The 20,231-nt window shown below is 72.9% G+C and carries 20 protein-coding genes; 6 read left to right on the forward strand and 14 right to left on the reverse strand.

What is annotated here, in order from left to right; all coding sequences use genetic code 11:
• Positions 1-475: 475 nt before the first annotated feature.
• The 4 genes from ligA to AB0N63_RS25470 are packed head-to-tail and all read right to left on the reverse strand — an operon-like array spanning position 476 to position 5,004.
• Positions 476-2,698 (reverse strand): NAD-dependent DNA ligase LigA, encoded by a 2,223-nt coding sequence (ligA, locus tag AB0N63_RS25455; protein WP_365531867.1) that lies wholly within the window; start codon positions 2,696-2,698, stop codon positions 476-478.
• Between the two features lie 15 nt (positions 2,699-2,713).
• A complete protein-coding gene (locus tag AB0N63_RS25460) occupies positions 2,714-3,721 on the reverse strand; it encodes a methionine synthase (RefSeq protein WP_365531870.1) in 1,008 nt (335 codons plus the stop codon).
• 30 nt (positions 3,722-3,751) lie between these two features.
• Positions 3,752-4,441 (reverse strand): SDR family oxidoreductase, encoded by a 690-nt coding sequence (locus AB0N63_RS25465; RefSeq protein ID WP_365531873.1) that lies wholly within the window; start codon positions 4,439-4,441, stop codon positions 3,752-3,754.
• Positions 4,442-4,464: 23 nt separating this feature from the next.
• Positions 4,465-5,004, reverse strand: a complete 540-nt coding sequence (locus AB0N63_RS25470) for a TIGR00730 family Rossman fold protein (protein WP_365531875.1) — start codon at positions 5,002-5,004, stop codon at positions 4,465-4,467.
• Positions 5,005-5,078: 74 nt separating this feature from the next.
• Between AB0N63_RS25470 and AB0N63_RS25475 the strand changes: the two genes are divergently transcribed.
• From AB0N63_RS25475 to AB0N63_RS25485, 3 genes are all read left to right on the forward strand, one after another.
• Positions 5,079-5,411 carry a DUF427 domain-containing protein gene (locus AB0N63_RS25475; protein ID WP_365531877.1) on the forward strand — a complete coding sequence of 111 codons (333 nt, stop codon included), beginning with the start codon at positions 5,079-5,081 and terminating at the stop codon, positions 5,409-5,411.
• A 273-nt stretch (positions 5,412-5,684) separates the two neighbouring features.
• Positions 5,685-6,464, forward strand: coding sequence for an alpha/beta hydrolase (locus AB0N63_RS25480; protein WP_365531879.1), 780 nt, complete (start codon positions 5,685-5,687; stop codon positions 6,462-6,464).
• A gap of 229 nt (positions 6,465-6,693) precedes the next feature.
• Entirely contained in the window at positions 6,694-7,233 is a 540-nt protein-coding gene (locus AB0N63_RS25485) for an SRPBCC family protein (RefSeq protein WP_365531882.1), read from the forward strand.
• A gap of 33 nt (positions 7,234-7,266) precedes the next feature.
• Here the strand turns inward: AB0N63_RS25485 and mnmA are convergent, their stop codons facing one another.
• Positions 7,267-8,397, reverse strand: coding sequence for a tRNA 2-thiouridine(34) synthase MnmA (mnmA, locus tag AB0N63_RS25490; protein ID WP_365531884.1), 1,131 nt, complete (start codon positions 8,395-8,397; stop codon positions 7,267-7,269).
• Positions 8,398-8,457: 60 nt separating this feature from the next.
• Between mnmA and AB0N63_RS25495 the strand changes: the two genes are divergently transcribed.
• On the forward strand, positions 8,458-9,198 hold the full coding sequence (locus AB0N63_RS25495; protein WP_365531886.1) for a peptidoglycan recognition family protein: 741 nt from the start codon (positions 8,458-8,460) through the stop codon (positions 9,196-9,198).
• Positions 9,199-9,292: 94 nt separating this feature from the next.
• On the opposite strand, the gene AB0N63_RS25500 is transcribed toward AB0N63_RS25495, so the two are convergent.
• From AB0N63_RS25500 to AB0N63_RS25510, 3 genes are all read right to left on the reverse strand, one after another.
• Positions 9,293-10,462 carry a cysteine desulfurase family protein gene (locus tag AB0N63_RS25500; RefSeq protein WP_365531888.1) on the reverse strand — a complete coding sequence of 390 codons (1,170 nt, stop codon included), beginning with the start codon at positions 10,460-10,462 and terminating at the stop codon, positions 9,293-9,295.
• A gap of 110 nt (positions 10,463-10,572) precedes the next feature.
• On the reverse strand, positions 10,573-10,839 hold the full coding sequence (locus tag AB0N63_RS25505; RefSeq protein ID WP_365531891.1) for a DUF4190 domain-containing protein: 267 nt from the start codon (positions 10,837-10,839) through the stop codon (positions 10,573-10,575).
• Between the two features lie 86 nt (positions 10,840-10,925).
• Positions 10,926-11,090 (reverse strand): hypothetical protein, encoded by a 165-nt coding sequence (locus AB0N63_RS25510; protein ID WP_365531894.1) that lies wholly within the window; start codon positions 11,088-11,090, stop codon positions 10,926-10,928.
• A 151-nt stretch (positions 11,091-11,241) separates the two neighbouring features.
• Between AB0N63_RS25510 and AB0N63_RS25515 the strand changes: the two genes are divergently transcribed.
• A complete protein-coding gene (locus tag AB0N63_RS25515) occupies positions 11,242-11,868 on the forward strand; it encodes a TetR family transcriptional regulator (RefSeq protein ID WP_365531896.1) in 627 nt (208 codons plus the stop codon).
• A 57-nt stretch (positions 11,869-11,925) separates the two neighbouring features.
• Here the strand turns inward: AB0N63_RS25515 and AB0N63_RS25520 are convergent, their stop codons facing one another.
• Positions 11,926-12,792, reverse strand: coding sequence for a thioesterase family protein (locus AB0N63_RS25520; RefSeq protein ID WP_365531898.1), 867 nt, complete (start codon positions 12,790-12,792; stop codon positions 11,926-11,928).
• Between the two features lie 154 nt (positions 12,793-12,946).
• On the opposite strand from AB0N63_RS25520, the gene AB0N63_RS25525 reads away from it, so the two are divergent.
• Entirely contained in the window at positions 12,947-14,212 is a 1,266-nt protein-coding gene (locus tag AB0N63_RS25525; RefSeq protein WP_365531901.1) for an alpha/beta hydrolase-fold protein, read from the forward strand.
• On the opposite strand, the gene AB0N63_RS25530 is transcribed toward AB0N63_RS25525, so the two are convergent.
• The 5 genes from AB0N63_RS25530 to AB0N63_RS25550 all read right to left on the reverse strand — a co-directional run bounded on the left by AB0N63_RS25530 (position 14,121) and on the right by AB0N63_RS25550 (position 20,218).
• Entirely contained in the window at positions 14,121-14,777 is a 657-nt protein-coding gene (locus AB0N63_RS25530) for a trimeric intracellular cation channel family protein (RefSeq protein WP_365531903.1), read from the reverse strand. The genes AB0N63_RS25525 and AB0N63_RS25530 overlap by 92 nt on opposite strands.
• 56 nt (positions 14,778-14,833) lie before the next feature.
• Positions 14,834-16,225 carry a M1 family metallopeptidase gene (locus AB0N63_RS25535; protein WP_365531905.1) on the reverse strand — a complete coding sequence of 464 codons (1,392 nt, stop codon included), beginning with the start codon at positions 16,223-16,225 and terminating at the stop codon, positions 14,834-14,836.
• Positions 16,226-16,341: 116 nt separating this feature from the next.
• Complete coding sequence (locus tag AB0N63_RS25540) at positions 16,342-18,123, reverse strand: dipeptide ABC transporter ATP-binding protein (protein ID WP_365531906.1); 1,782 nt, start codon at positions 18,121-18,123, stop codon at positions 16,342-16,344.
• Entirely contained in the window at positions 18,120-19,214 is a 1,095-nt protein-coding gene (locus tag AB0N63_RS25545; RefSeq protein ID WP_365531908.1) for an ABC transporter ATP-binding protein, read from the reverse strand. The genes AB0N63_RS25540 and AB0N63_RS25545 overlap by 4 nt, the downstream gene beginning before the upstream one ends.
• A complete protein-coding gene (locus AB0N63_RS25550; protein WP_365531911.1) occupies positions 19,211-20,218 on the reverse strand; it encodes an ABC transporter permease in 1,008 nt (335 codons plus the stop codon). The genes AB0N63_RS25545 and AB0N63_RS25550 overlap by 4 nt, the downstream gene beginning before the upstream one ends.
• Between the last annotated feature and the right edge of the window lie 13 nt (positions 20,219-20,231).

Genomic DNA, 20,231 nt, shown 5'->3' on the forward strand with positions numbered 1-20,231 from the left:
TGCCCCGACCGCGGCCGGACACGGCGGGCGCACGCCTCAACAGTAGGCCGCGGAAGGCTTCCACGGGCAGCGGTCGTCGACGGTTGCCCGAATGCGCCCCGGCCACCCGTATGCATCTGATATGCGCCGTACGCGTGGCCTTCAACCGCCACCCGCCGGTCACGGGGTACGACTTCGGCCACCTCGGGGGCGGTGCGCACGGAGCCAGCCGCCGGGGTCGCGGCCAGGTATGACGTGGAACACCGCCGCCCGGCGGTGACTCGCGGCACCACCGCCCGGCGGCACATACGACTTCGGGCACCGCCACCGGCCCGGCCCCACATGTGAGTTCGCCTCCGGCCGGAAGCACGAGGCCGAGCGCTCCCCGGCCGGGAGCACGACTCTCCCCGTCTCGCGGCCGGGGAGCACAACTCCCTTTGCCCGCCGGTCGGTTGCTCAACCCCCGCCGCTCCCCGGCCGGCCGCCCGCCGCGCCCCTACTCCCCCTGCTCCGCCTGGTCCCCCCGCTCCTCGCCCGGCAGCGCGGCCTGCGCCGCCGCGTCCGGGCCCTGGTCCAGCAGGACGCCGAAACCCGTCTCGTCCAGGACGGGCACCTTCAGCTGCATCGCCTTGTCGTACTTGGAGCCGGGGTTGTCGCCGACGACCACGAAGGACGTCTTCTTCGACACCGAGCCGGTCACCTTCGCGCCCCGGCTCTGCAACGCCGCCTTGGCGCCGTCCCGGGTGAAGTGCTCCAGGGTGCCGGTGACCACGACGGTGAGGCCCTCCAGCGGGCGCGGTCCCTCGTCCTCGCCCGGCCCCTCCTCCTCCATGCGCACGCCCGCGGCCCGCCACTTGCGGATGATCTCCTGGTGCCACTCCTCGGCGAACCACTCCTTGAGGGAGGCCGCGATGATCTGGCCCACGCCCTCGGTGTTCGCCAGTTCCTCCTCGCTCGCCTGCTCGATGCGGTCGATGGAGCGGAACTCGCGGGCCAGCGCCTCGGCGGCGACCGGGCCGACATGACGGATCGACAGGCCGGTGAGCACGCGGGCCAGCGGGCGCTGCTTGGCGGCGGCGATGTTCTCCAGCATCGCCAGCGCGTTCTTCTTGGGCTCGCCCTGCTGGTTGGCGAAGACGGTGGCGATCTTCTCCTCGCCGGTCTTCGGGTCCCGCTTGGGCAGTCCGCTGTCCTGGTCGAGGACGTACGCCTTGATGGGCAGCAGCTGCTCGACCGTGAGGTCGAACAGGTCGCCCTCGTCCCGCAGCGGCGGCTCGGCGGGCTCCAGCGGCTTGGTGAGGGCGGCGGCGGCGACGTAGCCGAAGTGCTCGATGTCGAGGGCCTTGCGGCCCGCGAGGTAGAACAGACGCTCGCGCAACTGGGCCGGGCAGGTGCGGGCGTTGGGGCAGCGCAGGTCGACGTCGCCCTCCTTCATGGGCCGCAGCGGCGTCCCGCACTCGGGGCACTCGCTCGGCATCACGAACTCGCGCTCGCTGCCGTCGCGCAGATCGGCCACCGGTCCGAGGATCTCCGGGATGACGTCCCCGGCCTTGCGCAGCACGACGGTGTCGCCGATGAGGACGCCCTTGGCCTTGACGACGTCCTGGTTGTGCAGGGTGGCGAACTCGACCTCCGAGCCGGCGACGGTGACCGGCTCGACCTGCGCGTACGGCGTGACGCGGCCCGTGCGGCCGACGCCCACGCGGATGTTGAGGAGCTTGGTGTTGACCTCCTCGGGCGCGTACTTGTAGGCGATGGCCCAGCGCGGGGCGCGCGCGGTGGAGCCGAGGCGGCCCTGGAGACGGATCTCGTCGAGCTTGACGACGACGCCGTCGATCTCGTGCTCCACCGAGTGCCGGTGCTCGCCGTAGTGGGCGATGAACTCCCGGATGCCGTCGAGGTCGTCCACCACCCGGTTGTGCGGGGAGGTGGGCAGGCCCCAGGTGCTCAGCAGGTCGTAGGCCTCGGACAGGCGGGTCAGGCCCTCGTACCCCTCCAGGGCGCCGATGCCGTGGACGACCATGTGCAGGGGGCGGGTGGCGGTGACGCGCGGGTCCTTCTGGCGCAGCGACCCGGCCGCCGCGTTGCGCGGGTTGGCGAACGGCTTGTCGCCCGCGGCGACCAGACGGGCGTTCAGCTCCTCGAACTTGGCCATCGGGAAGTAGACCTCGCCGCGGATCTCGACCAGGTCGGGCACCTTGTCGCCGTGCAGCCGGTCGGGGATCTCGGCGATGGTGCGCACGTTGGGCGTGATGTCCTCGCCGGTGCGTCCGTCGCCGCGGGTGGCCGCGCGGGTCAGCCGGCCCTGTTCGTACGTCAGGTTGACGGCGAGGCCGTCGACCTTCAGCTCGCACAGGAAGTGGTACTCCTGCTCGCCCAGCTCCCGGGCGATCCGGTCGACCCAGGCGGCGAGGTCCTCGTCGTTGAACGTGTTGTCCAGCGAGAGCATCCGTTCGCGGTGCTCGACCGCGGTGAACTCCGTCGCGTACGCCCCGGCGACCTTCTGGGTCGGCGAGTCGGGCGTACGCAGCTCGGGGTAACGCTCCTCCAGGTCCTCCAGGGAGCGCAGGAGGCGGTCGAAGTCGGCGTCGCTGATGACCGGCGCGTCCTTGACGTAGTACCGGAAGCGGTGCTCCTCGACCTGCTCCGCGAGCCGCGCGTGCTCCTCGCGGGCCTCGGCGGGCACCGCTGTCTCCGCTTGCTGCTTGTCGCCGGCCACCGTGTCGTCCTCCCGTTACTCTGGGTTGTCCGCGAGGGATCTCGCCGCCCGGACGCAGTGGGCGAGTGCCTCGCGCGCGTACGCGGGGGAAGCGCCCGCGAGACCGCACGCCGGGGTGACCGTCACCGCCTCCGCGAGAAGCCCCGGTCGCAGCCCCAGCCTGCGCCACAACGTCCTGACACCCATGACGCTACCGGCAGGGTCTGACAACGGGCCGTCCGTGGCCGGGACGACACCGGCGAACAGCCGTGTACCGGCCTCCACGGCCTCCCCGATCGCCTCGTCGTCGCGCTCGGTGACGAGCGAGAGGTCGAAGGAGACGCCCGTCGCACCGGCCCGCCGCAGCAGTGCGAAGGGGACGTCCGGCGCGCAGGAGTGGACCACGACCGGCCCCCCGTCGTGCACGCCGGCGACGTCGCGCAGCGTCGCCTCCACCACCTGGCGGTCCACTGCGCGGTGGGTGCGGTAGCCGCTGGCGGTGCGCACCCGGCCGCGCAGGACGGCGGTGAGGGAGGGCTCGTCCAGTTGCAGGACGACGTGCGCGCCGGGCACCCGCCGCTCCACCTCGGCCAGGTGCAGCCGCAGGCCCTCGGCGAGGGAGGCGGCGAGGTCGCGGCAGGCGCCGGGGTCGGAGAGGGCGGCCTCGCCGTTCCTCAGTTCGAGGTTGGCGGCGAGCGTCCAGGGGCCGACGGCCTGCACCTTCAGCGGCCCCTGGTGGCCCTGGGTGAACTCCTCGAGGGCGTCCAGGTCCTCCCCCAGCCAGGAGCGGGCCCGTTTGGTGTCCCGGCCCGGCCGGTCGCCGAGCCGCCATCCGCTGGGCTCCACGCGCGCGTACAGCTCGACGAGCATTCCGGCGGTGCGCCCGATCATGTCGGCGCCGGGCCCACGGGCGGGCAGCTCCGGCAGGAAGGGGAAGTCCTCGAACGTCCCGGCGGCCGTCTTGACGGCCTCCCGGGCGTCGCCGCCGGGCATCGAGCCGACCCCGGTCGCGGCGCCGAACTGGAACTGGCTGTTTTCGCTCACCGGGGCAGCCTACGCAGCCCCGGGACCGGGTCACCTCCCCGGCCGGACCGTGAGGTCGTTGACCTCCGCGTCGCGTGGCAGGTCGAGGGCCATCAGGATCGTCGTCGCCACCGACTCGGGGTCGATCCAGCGGTCCGGCTCGTACTCCTTGCCCTCCTGCTGGTGCACCTTGGCCTGCATGGGGCTGGCGGTGCGGCCCGGGTAGACGGAGGTGACGCGCACGCCGTTGCCGTGCTCCTCCTGGCGCAGGGAGTCGGCCAGCGCCTTCAGACCGTGCTTGGAGGCCGCGTACGCGGACCAGTCGGGGCTCGCGTTCAGACCGGCGCCCGAGTTGACGAAGAGGACGTGGCCGCGCGCGGCGCGCAGCTGCGGCAGGAAGTGGCGGGTCAGCTCGGCGGGCGCGATCAGGTTGACGTTGAGCTGGTGGCGCCACGCCTTGGGGGTCAGCTCGCCGACCGGGCCGAGGTCCACCACGCCCGCGACGTGCAGCAGGGAGTCGATGCGCTCGGGCAGCGTCTGGTGCGAGAAGGCCCAGCTGAGCCGGTCCGGGTCGGCGAGGTCGCCGACGAGGGTGCGCGCGCCGGGGAACTCGGCCGCCAGTTCCTTGGCGCGGCCCGCGTCGCGCGCGTGCAGCACGAGCTCGTCCCCGCGCGCGTGCAGACGGCGGGCGACGGCCGCGCCGATGCCGGAGCCGGCTCCGGTGATCACGTGTGTAGCCATGCCGCCATGCTCGCACCCGCGCCTCAGGCCGCGTTCAGGGACTCCTCCAGGTAGGCGAGCGCGGCCGCCGGCTCGTCGGCGAAGAAGACCAGCTCGGCCAGCGGGCGGGGCAGGAAGCCCTCCTCCTCCATCCGGCGGAACTGCTCGCGCAGGCCGTCGTAGAAGCCCGCGGTGTTCAGCAGCACCACCGGCTTCCCGGTCCGGCCGTGCTTCTTCAGCTCCAGGATCTCGGTGGCCTCGTCCAGGGTGCCGGTGCCGCCCACCATGATCACCACCGCGTCGGCCTTCTCCAGCAGCAGCCGCTTGCGCTCGGCGAGGTCGGGTGCGATGACCATCTCGTCGGCGCCGGGCCGCGCCTTCGCGGACAGGAACTCCACCGACACGCCGACGAGCCGCCCGCCCGCCTCCTGCACGCCGTCCGCGACGACCTTCATCAGCCCGCTGTCGGAGCCGCCCCACACCAGGGTGTGCCCGCCCTTGCCGAGCAGCCGGGCGAAGTCGCGCGCGGGGCGGGTGTAGCGGTCGTCGAGGTCGGCGGCGGAGAGGAAGACGCAGATGTTCATGCGGCCACGGTACGCGGCGCAGGTAGGTGTACGACACACGGGAAGATGCGGGGGCCGGCCGGTGCTTCCCCGGTATGACCCGAGAGACCCGAGGACACACGATCACGGTCGAGCCGAGCGACGCGCACGTGCGCGTGGTGCGCGACGGGCAGGTCCTGGCGGAGAGCCGCCGCCCCCTCGTACTGCGCGAGACCGGCTGTCCGCCGCGCTACTACCTGCCGCCCGAGGACGTCCGCCTCGACCTGCTGACGCCCTCCGGGACGCACACCCACTGCCCCTTCAAGGGCGACGCGTCCTACTGGTCGCTGCCGGACGCGCCGGACCTGGTGTGGGCGTACCCCGAGCCGAAGCCGGACGTGGCGGCGATCAAGGACCACCTGTGCTTCTACGACACGGAAGTGGTGTGAGCGACCGCGCAAGCGGTGTGGGCGACGGAGGAGGCGGTGTGGGCGGCTGAACCCGGGCGACGGCGCCGGGACGCGGGGACGGACGCGCCCCGGCCCGGACGCCGGACCCCGGGCGCTCGCACCGGATGCCGGGAGCCGGTCCACCGGGACCCGCGCGCCCGACCGGAGCCGGTCCGCCGGGACCCGCGCGCCCGACCCCCTCGCCGCCTCCCCGATGAGTCCGGCCCGGCGTGGCAGTCTGCCTAGGGACGCAGTTAGGGCAGGGAGACGGCCATGGAGAAGAAGGTCACCTCACGCGACGGCACGTCCCTCGCGTACACCCGTTACGGCGACGGCCCCGCGGTCGTCCTGGTGAGCGGGGCGATGTCCACGGGCGCGACGCTGGCGCCGCTGGCCGCGCGCCTCGCCGACCGCTTCGACGTCCTGGTCCCCGACCGCCGGGGGCGCGGCGCGAGCGGCGACACGGCGCCGTACGCGGTCGAGCGCGAGGTGGAGGACATCGCGGCGCTGGTGGAGGCGGCGGGCGGCAGTGCGGCGCTGTACGGCGTCTCGTCGGGCGCCGCGCTCGTCCTGCGGGCGGCGGCGAGCGGGCTGCCGGTGACGCGGGTCGCGGTGTACGAGCCGCCGTTCGCGCTGTCGGAGGAGGAGGTGGCGGAGCGCGCCGAGTACACCGCACGGCTCGCCGAGGCGCTGCGTGAGGGGCGGCGCGGGGACGCGGTGGCGCTGTTCCTGTCCCTGACCGGGCTGGCCCCCGAGATCATCGTCAGCGCCCGCGCCTCGCCCATGTGGCCGGACATGGAGGCGATCGCGCCGACCCTCGCCCACGACGACGCGGTCATGGCGGGCGGCCGGGTCCCGGTCGGGGAGCTGGCCGGGATCGAGGTCCCCGTGCTGGCCCTGGCGGGCGGCGCGAGCCCGGCCCGGCTGCAGGAGGCGGCCCGCGCGACGGCCGAGGCGGCCCGTGAGGGCGCGTACCGCTGCCTGGCGGACCAGACGCACATGGTCGACCCGGACGTCCTGGCGCCGGAGCTGGCGGAGTTCTTCACGGAGTGAACGGCCGCCGCGTGGGCGCCCGCGCGGCGGACCGGCGGTGAGCGCCCTGGCGATGCGGACCGTCCGTGAGCGCCCCGGGCGGCAGGACACGGCGCGGCGGACCGGCGGTGGTCGCCCCTGCGACTGACCCGGGCGTGCTGTAACCGACTCCACACCTGCCGCCCCCACTTGGCCGCCCTAGACTCCTGCGCGGGCGCGGCGTGCGACCGCGCCCGTACGGGGAGCCGCCATGCGTTACGCCGACCAGCCGACCACCCACCGCGAGGTGCGCGTCGCCGCCGATCCCGCCCGGGTGTGGGAGATCGTGGCCGATGTGGAGGCGATGACCCGCTGGAGTCCCGAGCTGGAGCGGGTGGAGTGGTGCGACGGGTCGGCCGGACCGGCGGTGGGCGTCCGCTACGCCGGCCACAACCGGCACCCCCACAACGGCGAGTGGCGGACCGTCTCCGAGATCACCGAGTACGTCCCCGGGCGGACGCTCACCTGGTGCGTCCTGGACGTCGACGGCCGCTTCGGCAAGGCCTCCGAGAGCCCCGCGGACCGGATGGCCGCCTGGTCCTTCGCCCTCTCCCCCGCCCCGGAGGGCGGCACGCTGCTGCGCCAGTCGGTGACGATCGGTCCCGGCCGCTCGGGCCTGAGCGCGTTCATCGAGCGCACCCCCGAGCGCGAGGAGGCGATCGTCGCCTACCGCCTGGACGAGCTGGGCAGGGGCATGGAGGCGACGCTCGCCGGGATCAAGCAGGCGGCGGAGGAGACCGCCGCCCGCTGACCGGGGGCCTGAGGCCGCCCAGGATCACAGGCCTCAGGCCGCCCCGGCCGTCGCCCGTCGCGTCGAGGCGATCGTCGCCGAGCCCACCACCCGGGTGCCGTCGTACAGGACGATCGCCTGGCCGGGGGCGACGCCGCGGACCGGCTCGGTGAAGGTGACGCGCAGCTCGCCGTCCACGAGTTCGGCGGTGACCTCGGTCTCGCCGCCGTGGGCGCGCAGCTGGGCGGTGTAGGTGCCGGGGCCGGTGGGGACCGCGCCGCACCAGCGGGGGCGGATCGCGGTGAGGGCCTCCACGTCCAGGGCGGCGGCCGGGCCGACCGTCACGGTGTTGGTGACCGGGGAGATGTCCAGGACGTAGCGCGGCTTGCCGTCGGGGGCCGGGGTGCCGATGCGCAGGCCCTTGCGCTGGCCGATGGTGAAGCCGTACGCGCCCTCGTGGGTGCCGACGACCGCGCCGGTCTCGTCCACGATGTCGCCCTCCGCCTTGCCGAGGCGGCGGGCGAGGAAGCCCTGGGTGTCGCCGTCGGCGATGAAGCAGATGTCGTGCGAGTCGGGCTTCTTGGCGACGGCCAGGCCGCGCCGCTCGGCCTCCGCGCGGATCTCCTCCTTGGTGGTGACCGTGTCGCCGAGCGGGAACAGCGCGTGTGCGAGCTGCTTCTCGTCCAGCACGCCGAGGACGTACGACTGGTCCTTGGCCATGTCGGAGGCGCGGTGCAGCTCGCGGGCGCCGTCCTCGCCGACGACCACCTTGGCGTAGTGGCCGGTGCACACCGCGTCGAAGCCGAGCGCGAGCGCCTTGTCCAGCAGGGCGGCGAACTTGATCTTCTCGTTGCAGCGCAGGCACGGGTTGGGCGTGCGGCCGGCCTCGTACTCGGCGACGAAGTCCTCCACGACGTCCTCGCGGAAGCGGTCGGCGAGGTCCCAGACGTAGAACGGGATGCCGATCACGTCCGCGGCGCGGCGGGCGTCGCGCGAGTCCTCGATGGTGCAACAGCCGCGCGCGCCCGTGCGGAAGGACTGCGGGTTCGCGGAGAGCGCGAGGTGGACGCCGGTGACGTCGTGGCCGGCTTCCGCGGCGCGCGCGGCGGCGACGGCGGAGTCGACGCCGCCCGACATGGCGGCGAGGACGCGGAGGGGGCGGGGGCGCTGCGAGGTCTCAGTCATAGCCTCTACAGGGTACGGGGACGCGGGAACGACGGCGGCCGGTTGTCCGTTGCAGAGCGCATGGGGGAGAACAAGGGCGCCGGCGGCGGCCCGGACCGGCACGTACGGCGCAGGGCACTGCTCGTCGGCGGGGCCGCCGCGGTCGCGGGCGGGGTCGCGCTGGGGCACGACGCGCTGTCGCGGCTGTGGTGGAAGCTGCCCGGCGCGCAGCGGCCGCGGGTGGCGGGCGCGGTGGACTTCGGCGGCGCCCGCTGGGTGGCGGCCTCGCCGGCCAACTACCGGGAGGCGGACCGCCCGGACGACTATCCGGTCGACCGGGTCGTCGTCCATGTCACGCAGGGCGGTTTCGCGAGCGCGGTCAAGGCGTTCCAGGACCCGGGGCACCGGGCGGCCGCGCACTACATAGTGCGCCGGGACGGGCGGATCACGCAGATGATCCGCGAGCTGGACGTGGCCTTCCACGCGGGCGACCGCGCGTACAACGAGCGCAGCGTCGGCATCGAGCACGAGGGCTACGTGGACGACCCGTCGTCCTTCACGGAGGCGATGTACGCCGCCTCGGCGCGGCTGACGGCGCAGATCTGCCGGCGCTACGGGATGCCCGTCGACCGGGAGCACATCATCGGTCACGTGGAGGTGCCGGGCACGGACCACACGGACCCGGGGCCGCACTGGGACTGGGCCCGGTATCTGCGCCTGGTGCGGGCGGCGCCGCCGGACTCCCCGACGCCGTCGGGGTCCGGGACGCCGTCACCGTCCGGGTCCGGGTCCGGGTCTGGGTCCGGCAGAGCCTCCGGCTGAGGGAGCGCTCCCGCTCCGGGACCGCGCCCGGTTCCCGAAGACGGCTGGCCCCTCGGGGCGTCGGCCCCTCGCCCGCGGCCCCGAAGGGCGCGGGTCACGTCAGCCCCGCCGCCCGGGCGCGTTCCACCGCCGGGGCGATGGCCTTGGCGACCGCCGCCACGTCCGCCTCCGTGGAGGTGTGGCCGAGGGAGAAGCGCAGGGTGCCGCGGGCCAGGTCCGGGTCGGTGCCGGTGGCGAGGAGGACGTGGCTGGGCTGGGCGACGCCGGCGGTGCAGGCGGAGCCGGTGGAGCACTCGATGCCCTGGGCGTCCAGCAGGAGCAGCAGGGAGTCGCCCTCGCAGCCGGGGAAGGTGAAGTGGGCGTTGGCCGGGAGGCGTCCGGCGGGCGCGGGGTCGCCGTTGAGCATCGCGTCGGGGACCGCGTCGCGGACGGCGGCGATCAGCTGGTCGCGCAGCGCGCCGATCTCCCGGGCGAACCGCTCGCGGTGCTCGGCGGCGTGCCGGCCGGCCACGGCGAAGGAGGCGATGGCGGGCACGTCGAGGGTGCCGGAGCGTACGTGCCGTTCCTGACCGCCGCCGTGCAGCACGGGCACGGGGGTGTGCTCGCGGCCGAGGACGAGGGCGCCGATGCCGTACGGGCCGCCGATCTTGTGGCCGGAGACGGTCATCGCGGCGAGCCCCGAAGCGGCGAAGTCGACCGGGACCTGGCCGACGGCCTGGACCGCGTCGGCGTGCAACGGAACGCCGAACTCGGCGGCGGCCTCGGCCAGTTCGCGCACGGGCTGGACGGTGCCGATCTCGTTGTTGGCCCACATGACGGTGGCCAGGGCTACGTCGCCGGGGTCGCGGGCCACCGCCTCGCGCAGCGCTTCGGGGTGGACGCGGCCGTAGGAGTCGACGGGGAGGTACTCGACGGTGGCGCCCTCGTGTTCGCCGAGCCAGTGCACGGCGTCGAGGACGGCGTGGTGCTCGACCGGGCTGGCCAGGACCCGGGTGCGGGCCGGGTCGGCGGCGCGGCGGGACCAGAACAGGCCCTTGACGGCGAGGTTGTCGGCCTCGGTGCCGCCGGCGGTGAAGACGACCTCGCTGGGGCGCGCGCCGAGGGCTTCGGCGAGGGTCTCGCGGGACTCCTCGACCGTACGGCGGGCGCGGCGGCCGGACGCGTGCAGGGAGGAGGCGTTGCCGGTGACGGCCAGCGCGGCGGTCATCGCCTCCGCCGCCTCGGGGAGCATCGGCGTGGTCGCGGCGTGGTCGAGGTAAGCCATGGTGCGCCCGATTCTACGGGGCACCCCGCCATGACCCCGGTCGCGGTCGCGGTCGCGCCGAGTCTCCCCCGCCGCGGCCGGGCGGCGGGCGCGGGTCCCGGTGCCCCCGGCTAGAAGCCCCAGGACACCGTGTGGTCGACCTGCATGAAGGCGACGAGGACCAGGAGGTCGGCGATACCGAGGCCGAGGCCGAGCAGGGCGCGGCCGCGGCGGTGCGTGCCGTGCCACAGGGCGACGGCGGCCAGCCCGATGGCGATGGGGCCGAGGACGACGTTGAGGACGAGGAGGCCGAGCAGGCCGAGGACGAAGGACGCGACGGCGGCGCCGTCGGCGTCGCGCAGTCCGGTGCTGCGGGTGGCCGGTGCGGTGAGGTGCATGGTGCGTGCTCCCTACGGTCGGACGGTCGATCCGCCTCGGAGCGGACCGGGGGCGATGCGCCCGTGGGCCGCGTGGGTGCGCGGCGTCAGTGGGACGTGCCGCGCCGGCGGGTGTGGCGCTCGCGGAGCGCGAAGATCCCCAGCCAGACGGCGATGACCACGGCGGCCACGGCGCTGAGGCCGAGCGGTGCGTGGGCGACGGTGCCCAGGGTCACCCCGAACAGCAGCAGTGCGGCGACGAGGAACAGCATGGGACGGAATCCCCCTCCAGCGTTCTCCCGGGAGCGGGTGCGCGCCCGGGAACGTGCGGTGAACGCTTGTAGTAACAGTTGTTCACTGACTAACGAGTCTAGCGCGCGCGACCGCTTGGAGATTCCGGAGAACAGTTGTTAACTGCATGGCATGAGTCACACTCTCGGCGTGCGGCAGGCGCAGAAGCTGAAGACCCGGCGGGCGCTGCTGGACGCGGCCCTGGGCCTGCTGGAGGAGCAGAGCCTGAGCAGCCTGGGTCTGCGCGAGGTCACCCGCGCCGTCGGCGTCGCCCCGACCGCCTTCTACCGGCACTTCCGCAGCACCGCGGACCTGGGGGTGGCGCTGGTCGAGGAGGCACTGGGCGGCCTGCACCCGATGATCCGGACGACGGTGTCCGAGGTGGACGACAGCGAGGAGCGCATCGCGCGCGCCGTCGGACTGATCGCCCGTCATGTGGACGCGTTCCCCGCCCATGTGCGCTTCATCGCCCGTGAGCGGCACGGCGGGGTGCAGTCGGTGCGGGAGGCGATCCAGGGGCAACTGGCCCGGTTCGCCCGGGAGGTGCGCGACGAGCTGGCCAAGGACCCGCAGTCGGCGGGCTGGGGCGAGGACGACCTGCTCATGCTGGCCCATCTCTACGTCGACCAGATGCTGGTCACCGCCTCGCTGTTCCTGGAGGCGCCGCCCGCGCCGTCGCCCGAGCGCGAGCGGGTCACCCGGCTCGCCACCCGGCAGTTGCGGCTGATCAGCATCGGTCGCCGGCACTGGACCGACTGACGCCCCGGGCCGCGAGGAGCCGTCCTCGCGGCCCGGGGCGCGGGCGGCGGCGTGCGGTCAGTCCCGGCCGAGCCGGACGCGGGCGAGCTGACGGGACTGCGCCACCAGCCGGTCGGCGCTGTCCCAGACCTCGGCGTCCTCCTCCAGGAAGCCGCCGGCGAGGTTGCGGGTGGTGATGGAGACCCGCAGCAGGCCGGGGGCCGGGCGGCAGCGGACGTGCACGGTCAGCTCGACGGTCGGCACCCAGCCCTTGAGGCCGAGCTCGAAGGCGGTCGGCGGCAGCGCGTCCACCGCGAGCAGCAGGGAGAGCGGATCGGCGTCGCGGCCGTCGGCGAGCCCGAACCAGGCCCGCATCTCGCCCTTGCCGGAGGGCGCGCCGAGCGCCCAGCCGAGGGTGGCCGGGTCCAGCTTGAGCATCAGACGGTCGGCGATGGCCGAGCTGCCCTCGACCGGGGCGGGCCCGTCCTCGGGGCCGAAGCACTGCTCGACCGGCGGGATCGCGGGCGGCTCGGCGGTGGTGCGCACGTCGTCGGGCAGCGCGGTCAGGTCGCCATAGGAGGCGAGGACGCGGATGCGCTCCACCTCCCGGCCGTCGTCGTCGTACTGGAAGAGGGAGGCCTGGCCGGTGGAGAGGGTGCGGCCGGTGCGGACCACGTCGGTGCGCACGACGGCCGGGCCGGGCCGCGACGCGGTCAGGTAGTGGGCCGAGATGGTGAACGGGTCCGGGTGCGGCAGGGCGTCCGCGAGCGCACGGCCGAGGACGGCGAGCAGATAGCCGCCGTTGACGGCGTTGATGATCGTCCAGCCGGCGGAGAGGTCGATGTCGTAGACACCCGGGGCGCGCCGGGCGATGGCGGTGTCCCGGTCGAACTCGCTGTCGCCGACGGTGGCCCGCGCGGCCGGGGCGGAGGCTGCTTGTGACATGGCTGAACCGTACAACAGGTAAATACTAAGCGGTAGCTTTGTTCGTTGCGGCCAGGTGAACACCTCCGCCGCCCCGGGTGTGACTTCGGCAATGTCCCGGTAAGTCTCCCCACTCCTGTGTGACCGGAAGGCCCCGAATCCCCTCTAGAGGGACATGAGCCTCACCGGGACCGCGTTCCTGTACACCACCGTCGCGCTGGCCGCGGTCGCGCTGGCCCTGCCGTTCCTGCTGTGGACGCGGCTGCGCGGCCCCCGCCCGCTGCGCGCCGCGGTGCGCGCGCTGATGCTGCTGTTCACGCAGATCACGGCCGTCACCCTGGTCTTCGTCCTGGTCAACAACGCCAACAACCTGTACGACGACTGGGCCGACCTGCTCGGCACCGGCGACCATGTGCGCAAGGCCGCCGACCTCGGCGCGGACGGCACCGGCGGCATCGCCTACCGCAAGCTGCCCAGGGTGAGGCAGGAGTTCGGGCATGCCGACGGTCCCGGGATGCACGCGGCCGGCGGGGTCCGCGTCACCCAGCTCAGGGGCCGGGTGTCGGGCGTCGACGCGGAGGTCTACGTCTGGCTGCCGCCGCAGTACGGCGACCCCGCCTACAAGGACACGAAGTTCCCGGTGGTCGAGCTGCTGTCCGGCTACCCGGGCTCGGCGAAGGCCTGGTTCGGGTCGATGCACGTGCACGAGCAGCTGGAGCCCCTGATGCGCGCCGGCCGCGTCGCCCCCTTCATCCTGGTCTCCCCGCGCACCAACCTGGTCGCCAAGGCCGACACGGGCTGCGCCAACATCCCCGGCACCGTCAACGCCGACAGCTGGCTGAGCATCGACGTGCCCAAGATGATCACGGACAACTTCCGCGCTCTTCCCGCCCCGGACGGCTGGGCCGCCGCCGGCTACTCGGCCGGCGCCCACTGCGCCGCCAAGCTCGCCGTCGCCCACCCCGACCGCTACCGGGCCGCGATCAGCCTGTCCGGCTACAACGACCCGATCGGCGAGCACGACTCGCTGGCCAACCGGAGCATGGCGCTGCGCCGGGCGAACAACCCCTACGTCCTGCTGCGCGAGGCCCGCACCCCGCCGCGCGTCGCGCTCTACCTGTCCGGCGAGGCCGGCGACGGCTACGAGGCCGCGGCGGCGCTGGCGAAGGTCGCCAAGGCCCCGACGACCGTGCGCCCGGTGTTCCTGCCGCGCAGCGCCGGCGGGCACACCATGGCGCTGTGGCGGCCGCAGGTGCCGACGGCGTTCCGCTGGCTGACCGACGTCCTGGACGGCAAGCCGGCCGGCGCGCAGCCCGGGGCCGGCTCCCCCGCCGCCCCGCACGGACCGGCTACTCCTCCCGGACGGTCGAACGCCGGTTCCACGCCCGCGGAGCTCGCCAGTGGTACTTCATCGCGAGCAGACGCAGGACGAAAGCGGTGACCGCCGCCAGCGCGGTGGTCAGCGGGCTCAGCGCGTCGTAGTGGATGCACAGCACCACCATCGTCGCGCCGACGATCGCCGGGACCGCGTACAGGTCGCGGTCCCAGCGCAGCAGCGAGGGCACCTCGTTGGCGAGCACGTCGCGCAGCACGCCGCCGCCGACCGCGGTCGCCATGCCGAGGGTCGCCGACGAGGTGAGGCTGAGCCCGTAGTCGTACGCCTTCGTCGTGCCGGAGACGCAGAAGAGGCCGAGGCCGGCCGCGTCGAAGACGTAGACCGCCCGCTGGATGCGCTCCACGTGCGGGTGCAGGAAGAAGACCACGACCGTGGCGATCAGCGGGGTGAGGAAGTACCCGAGGTCGGTGAAGGCGGCCGGGGGCACGGCCCCGATGACGATGTCTCGGAACAGCCCCCCGCCCAGCGCGGTCACCTCGGCGAGGACGGCGATGCCGAAGACGTCGAAGTTCTTGCGGACGGCCAGCAGCGCACCGGAGATGGCGAACACGAAGATGCCGACCATGTCCACGCTGTGCTGGACGGAGGGGCTGAACAGTTGCTGAAGCACCCCACATTCTTACTCAGGGTCCGGGGTGCGCCTTGCGATGCAAGGCGTGGTGCGCGCTACAGGGCGGGTTTGCCCGTCGTGTACAGCCACGTGTCGAACAGGCCGTCCAGCCGCTGCCCCGAGACGCGCTCGGCGAGGCGGATGAACTCGGACGTGTTCGCGTTGCCGTAGCGGTGCGCCTTGGTCCAGGCCGGGAGCAGCTTGAAGAACGCCTTGTCGCCGATGCGTTCGCGCAGCGCCTGGAGCGTCATCGCGCCGCGGTTGTAGACGGCGGAGGCGAACATCGTGTCGCGCTGCGGGTCGGCCACCTTGATCTGCCAGAAGGAGCTGTCGGCCGGCAGGGAGTCGTAGGCGGCGCGGAAGGCGTCGTGCGCGGTGCGGGTGCCCTGGTGCTCGGCCCACAGCCACTGCGCGTAGGTGGCGAAGCCCTCGTTGAGCCAGATGTCCTTCCAGTGCGCGACGGACACCGAGTCGCCGAACCACTGGTGGGCCAGCTCGTGCACGATGGTGGACTCGCTGCGCACCGCCGAGTACGCCGGCTTGCTCTGCACCTCCAGCGAGAACCCGGCCTCCGGCATGTCGTCGACGATCGCGCCGGTCTCCTCGAAGGGGTACGGCCCGAACACCTCCGACCAGTAGTCGGTGGCCGCGGCGGTGACGGCGTACACGTCGACGCCGTTGCCGTTCTTCAGCACGGGGTCGACGGCCACGTAGACCGGTATGCCGGAGGGGGTCTTCCCGGTGCGCACGTCGAACTTGCCGATGGTGGCGGTGGCGAGATAGGTGGCCATGGGCCGGCTCTCGCGCCAGTGCGTGTACGTCGAGCCGCCCCGGTCGTACGTCGAGACCAGCTTGCCGTTGGAGATGCCGGTCAGGCCCTTGGGGGCCTTGATGCGGATGTCGTACGTCGCCTTGTCGGAGGGGTGGTCGCTGGAGGGGAACCAGGTGGAGGCGGCGTTGGGCTCGCAGGCGACGAAGACGCCGTCCGCGGTCTTCATCCAGCCGTACTTGGAGCCGAAGACGATGGGGCCGCTCAGCGGCTGGGGCACCCCGCCGTAGGTGACGGTGACCTCGAAGTCGCCGTGCTTGCGCAGCACCTGGCGCGGGGTGACGCGCAGCTCGTCGCCGTCGCGGGTGAACCGCGCGCGTCTGCCGTCCACCTCGACGCCCGTGACCGTGAGCTGCTGGAGGTCCAGGTCGAAGGAGGAGAGGTCGTCCGTGGCGCGGGCGGTGAGGGTGGTACGGCCGTCGAGGCGGCCGGTGGCCGGATCGTAGGCGATGTCGAGGGCGTAGTGACGGGCGTCGAAGCCGCCGTTGCCCAGCTCGGGGAAGTAGGGGTCGCCGATTCCTGGTGCGCCGTGGATGGGGGCGCGGGAGGCGGCGACGGTCAGGAAGGAGAGCGCCGCGGTGACGACGGCTCCCAGACGTGCCGAACGGGAGAGTGCCATGAGGTCATCCCTTCGCGCGTGCGTCGATCGGTGGATCGCACGTACGGGGCCGACTCTTCACTCTCCCGTTCGGTCATGGGCATGACTTTGCCAACTTGTCATGCCTCAGTCGAGGATCAGTCCTGACTCGCGCTGCCGCCGTCCTCTCCCGCACCGCCCTCGGTCCGCTGCGTGTCCTCGGCGGCCTTCTCGGCGACGGCCGTCTTCTTGACGGTGGACTTCTTGGCGGTGGACTTCCTGGCCACGGTCTTCCTTGCGGCCGTCTTCCTGGCAGCGGTCTTCTTGGCCACGGCCTTCTTCGCGGCCTCCGGGGCCGGCTCCGGCTCGGCGTCGGCCGGGACCTCGTTCGCGGGCGCGGCTTCGTCGGCCGGGGCGTCCGCCTCCGCCGACTTCACCGGGGCGTCGCCGTCGGGCGTCGCCGCAGTCGCAACCGCAGGCGCGGCCTTGCCGGCCGGGGCCTCGGTCGTGGCGTCGCCGTCGGCGGCCTCGTCCGCCAGCGGCGCGGTCTTCGCCCCGGTGGCGGCTTCAGCCGTGTCACCGTCCGCGGCCTCGGCGGCCTCGGGCTCGGCCGGGGCCTCACCCACAGCCGCCTTCTCCGTCGCCTCGGCCTTCTCCGTCGCCTCGGCCGCAGCCTCACCATCGGCAGGGGCTTCGGTCGACGGGTCGTCCGCGGCCTCGGCCGCGGGCTTCTCCGCGGGCTCCGGCGTGGACGCCTCCGTGGCCGGAGTCAGGTCGGCCGCGGCCACCGCCGCCGACGTCTCGGCGGACCTGGCCAGAGCCTCCTCCGACACCAGCTCCGCCGCCTCCTTCGCGGCCGACAGCAGGACGGTGTCCTGCGGGGCCTGGTCGGCGAAGTTCTCCGGATGGTGGCACGCCACCCGCTGCCCCGGCTTCAGCTCCACGAGCTGCGGCTCGGTCGTCCTGCAGATCTCCGTCGCCTTCCAGCACCGGGTGTGGAAGCGGCAGCCGCTCGGCGGGGCGATCGGCGAGGGCACGTCGCCCTTGAGCAGGATGCGCTCGCTCTTCTGCCCCCGGCGCCTCGGGTCCGGCACCGGCACGGCCGACATCAGCGCCTTGGTGTACGGGTGCATCGGCGCCTCGTACAGCGAGGTCCGGTCGGCGAGTTCGACGATCTTGCCGAGGTACATCACCGCGATCCGGTCCGAGACGTGCCGGACGACGGACAGGTCGTGCGCGATGATCACGTACGTCAGACCCAGTTCCTCCTGGAGGTCGTCCATCAGGTTCACGACCTGGGCCTGGATCGACACGTCCAGCGCGGACACCGGCTCGTCCGCCACCACCAGCTTCGGCTTGAGCGCGAGCGCGCGGGCGATGCCGATGCGCTGGCGCTGGCCGCCGGAGAACTCGTGCGGGTAGCGGTTGTAGTGCTCGGGGCTCAGGCCCACCAGCTCCAGCAGCCGCTGGACCTCCTTCTTCACGCCGCCCTCGGGCGTCACGTCCTGGAGCCGGAACGGCGCGGAGACGATCGAGCCGATGGTGTGGCGCGGGTTCAGGGAGCCGTACGGGTCCTGGAAGATCATCTGGATGTCCCGCCGCAGCGGGCGCATCTGACCGGCGCTCAGCCGGGTGATGTCCTGGCCCTCGAAGTGGATCGTGCCACCGGTCGGGTCCTGGAGACGGGTGATCACCCGGCCCATCGTGGACTTGCCGCAGCCCGACTCGCCGACGACGCCCAGGGTCTCGCCCTTGCGCACCTCGAAGTCGATGCCGTCGACGGCCTTCACCGCGGCGACCTGGCGCTGCAGGATGCCCTTCTTGATGGGGAAGTGCTTGGTCAGGCCGGTGACCTTGAGCAGCACCTCGCGGTCGTCGGCCGCGCCCGGCTCCGGCGCGGTGGCCTCGGCCGCGGCGTCCGTCTTCTTCGTCTCACTCACAGCTTCGGCGCAATCTCTTCGGTCCAGATCCGCGTACGGTCCTCCGGCGAGAGGTGGCAGGCGGACCAGTGGCCGCCGTCGACCTGCTGCAGCTCGGGGCGCACCGTCCGGGTGACGTTCCCCTTGGGGAGGTCCGCGTAGGGGCAGCGCGGGTGGAAGGCGCAGCCCGAGGGAACGTTGATGAGGCTCGGCGGCTGGCCCTTGACGGGGATGAGCCGTTCGGAGGTCTCACGGTCGATGCGCGGCATCGAGCCCAGCAGGCCCCAGGTGTAGGGGTGCTGGGGCCGCTCGAAGATCTCCTCGACCGGGCCGCGCTCCACGCACCGGCCGCCGTACATCACCAGCACGTCGTCGGCGATCTCGGCGACGACGCCGAGGTCGTGGGTGATGAGGATGACCGCGGAGCCGAACTCCTTCTGCAGGTCCCGGATCAGGTCGAGGATCTGCGCCTGGACGGTCACGTCGAGGGCGGTGGTCGGCTCGTCCGCGATCAGCAGCTCGGGGTTGTTGACCAGCGCCATGGCGATCATCGCGCGCTGGCGCATACCGCCGGAGAACTCGTGCGGGTAGGAGTCGGCGCGCTTGGCCGGCTCGGGAATGCCCACCCGGTCCAGCATCTCGATCGCCCGGGCCCGGGCGGTCTTCCTGCTGACCTGGTGGTGGGTGCGGTACGCCTCCACGATCTGGTTGCCGACCGTGTAGTAGGGGTGCATCGCGGACAGCGGGTCCTGGAAGATCATCGCCATCTCGCGGCCGCGCAGCTTGCGCACCTCGTCCGGGTCGGCGGAGACCAGTTCCTTGCCGTCCAGCCAGATCTCGCCGGACATCCGGACGTTCTTGCCGCGCGCGCCGAGCCGGTGCAGGCCCATGATGGCGAGCGAGGTGACCGACTTGCCGGAGCCGGACTCGCCGACCACGCTGAGGGTCTTGCCCTTCTCCAGCTTGAAGCTGAGCCCGTCGACGGACTTGACCACGCCGTCGTCGGTGGGGAAGTGCACCTTGAGGTCGCGGACGTCGAGGAAGGCCTTGGAATCCTTCTCGGTGGCGGCCGGCTCGCTCAGTGCGGCGCCGGTCTTGGAGAGTTCGGTCACGAGAGCCTCACCCGCGGGTCGGCGGCCGCGTAGAGCAGGTCCACCAGGAGATTTGCGATGACGACGAAGAAGGCGGCGAGCAGGGTCACGCCGAGGATCTTGGGCAGGTCGTTGTCGGTGATGCCCTGCACCGCGTACTCGCCCACGCCGTGCAGCGAGAACACGTACTCGGTGATCACGGCACCGCCGAGCAGCAGACCGAGGTCCATGCCGAAGACGGTGATGATCGGGGTGAGCGCGGCCCGCAGTCCGTGCCGGACGACGACCTTGCGCTCGCGCAGGCCCTTGGCGCGGGCCGTGCGGATGAAGTCCTCGTTCATCGTCTCCAGCATGCCCGAGCGGGTGAGCCGGGCGTAGATGGCGGAGTACAGCAGCGCCAGCGAACACCAGGCGGGGAACAGCGTGTTGGCCCACTGCGAGGGGTTCTCGGTGAACGGCACGTATTCACGGCCGAAGATCGGCCACTGGACCCGGAACAGCAGGATCGCCAGCTGGCCCGTGAAGAACATGGGCAGCGAGACACCGGCGAGGGCGACGCCCATGAACGCGCGGTCGAAGAACGAGCGGGGCTTCAGCGCGGAGACGACGCCGACCGCCACGCCCGACAGCAGCCACAGCACGGCGGCGCCGGCGGCCAGCGACCCGGTGATCGGGATCCGGGAGGTGAGCTCCGGCCAGACCGCCTGGTGGGTCTTGAAGGAGTAGCCGAAGCACGGTGCGTTGCAGTGCACCGTGGTCGGACCCAGGTCATAGGTGGCGCCGGCCACGATCCCCTTGATGAAGTGCCAGTACTGGACGTAGAGGGGCTGGTCCAGACCGAGGTTGTGCTTGACCGCGAGGATGTCGGCCTTCGACGGGCTCTTGCCCAGGTACTGCGTAGCCAGCTGGTCGGCGGTCTGGCCGGCCAGCCGTGGCAGCAGGAAGAAGATGGCGAAGGTGACCGCGGAGACGACCAACAGCAGGATCACTGCCGCGAACGTCCGGCGGAGGATGTACGAGATCACGGGGGCCGGCGCC

The organism is Streptomyces sp. NPDC093260 (assembly GCF_040683715.1).
Taxonomy (GTDB): Bacteria; Actinomycetota; Actinomycetes; order Streptomycetales; family Streptomycetaceae; genus Streptomyces; species Streptomyces sennicomposti.

Excerpts from the sequence above, each read along its gene's own strand:
- AB0N63_RS25475 (WP_365531877.1), top strand. The coding sequence starts at position 5,079 with ATGACCCGAGAGACCCGAGGACACACGATCACGGTCGAGCCGAGCGAC.
- AB0N63_RS25505 (WP_365531891.1), bottom strand. The coding sequence starts at position 10,839 with ATGCACCTCACCGCACCGGCCACCCGCAGCACCGGACTGCGCGACGCC.
- AB0N63_RS25525 (WP_365531901.1), top strand. The coding sequence starts at position 12,947 with ATGAGCCTCACCGGGACCGCGTTCCTGTACACCACCGTCGCGCTGGCC.
- AB0N63_RS25495 (WP_365531886.1), top strand. The coding sequence starts at position 8,458 with ATGGGGGAGAACAAGGGCGCCGGCGGCGGCCCGGACCGGCACGTACGG.
- AB0N63_RS25500 (WP_365531888.1), bottom strand. The coding sequence starts at position 10,462 with ATGGCTTACCTCGACCACGCCGCGACCACGCCGATGCTCCCCGAGGCG.
- AB0N63_RS25535 (WP_365531905.1), bottom strand. The coding sequence starts at position 16,225 with ATGGCACTCTCCCGTTCGGCACGTCTGGGAGCCGTCGTCACCGCGGCG.
- AB0N63_RS25470 (WP_365531875.1), bottom strand. The coding sequence starts at position 5,004 with ATGAACATCTGCGTCTTCCTCTCCGCCGCCGACCTCGACGACCGCTAC.
- AB0N63_RS25465 (WP_365531873.1), bottom strand. The coding sequence starts at position 4,441 with ATGGCTACACACGTGATCACCGGAGCCGGCTCCGGCATCGGCGCGGCC.
- AB0N63_RS25515 (WP_365531896.1), top strand. The coding sequence starts at position 11,242 with ATGAGTCACACTCTCGGCGTGCGGCAGGCGCAGAAGCTGAAGACCCGG.
- AB0N63_RS25510 (WP_365531894.1), bottom strand. The coding sequence starts at position 11,090 with ATGCTGTTCCTCGTCGCCGCACTGCTGCTGTTCGGGGTGACCCTGGGC.
- AB0N63_RS25480 (WP_365531879.1), top strand. The coding sequence starts at position 5,685 with ATGGAGAAGAAGGTCACCTCACGCGACGGCACGTCCCTCGCGTACACC.
- AB0N63_RS25485 (WP_365531882.1), top strand. The coding sequence starts at position 6,694 with ATGCGTTACGCCGACCAGCCGACCACCCACCGCGAGGTGCGCGTCGCC.
- AB0N63_RS25520 (WP_365531898.1), bottom strand. The coding sequence starts at position 12,792 with ATGTCACAAGCAGCCTCCGCCCCGGCCGCGCGGGCCACCGTCGGCGAC.
- mnmA (WP_365531884.1), bottom strand. The coding sequence starts at position 8,397 with ATGACTGAGACCTCGCAGCGCCCCCGCCCCCTCCGCGTCCTCGCCGCC.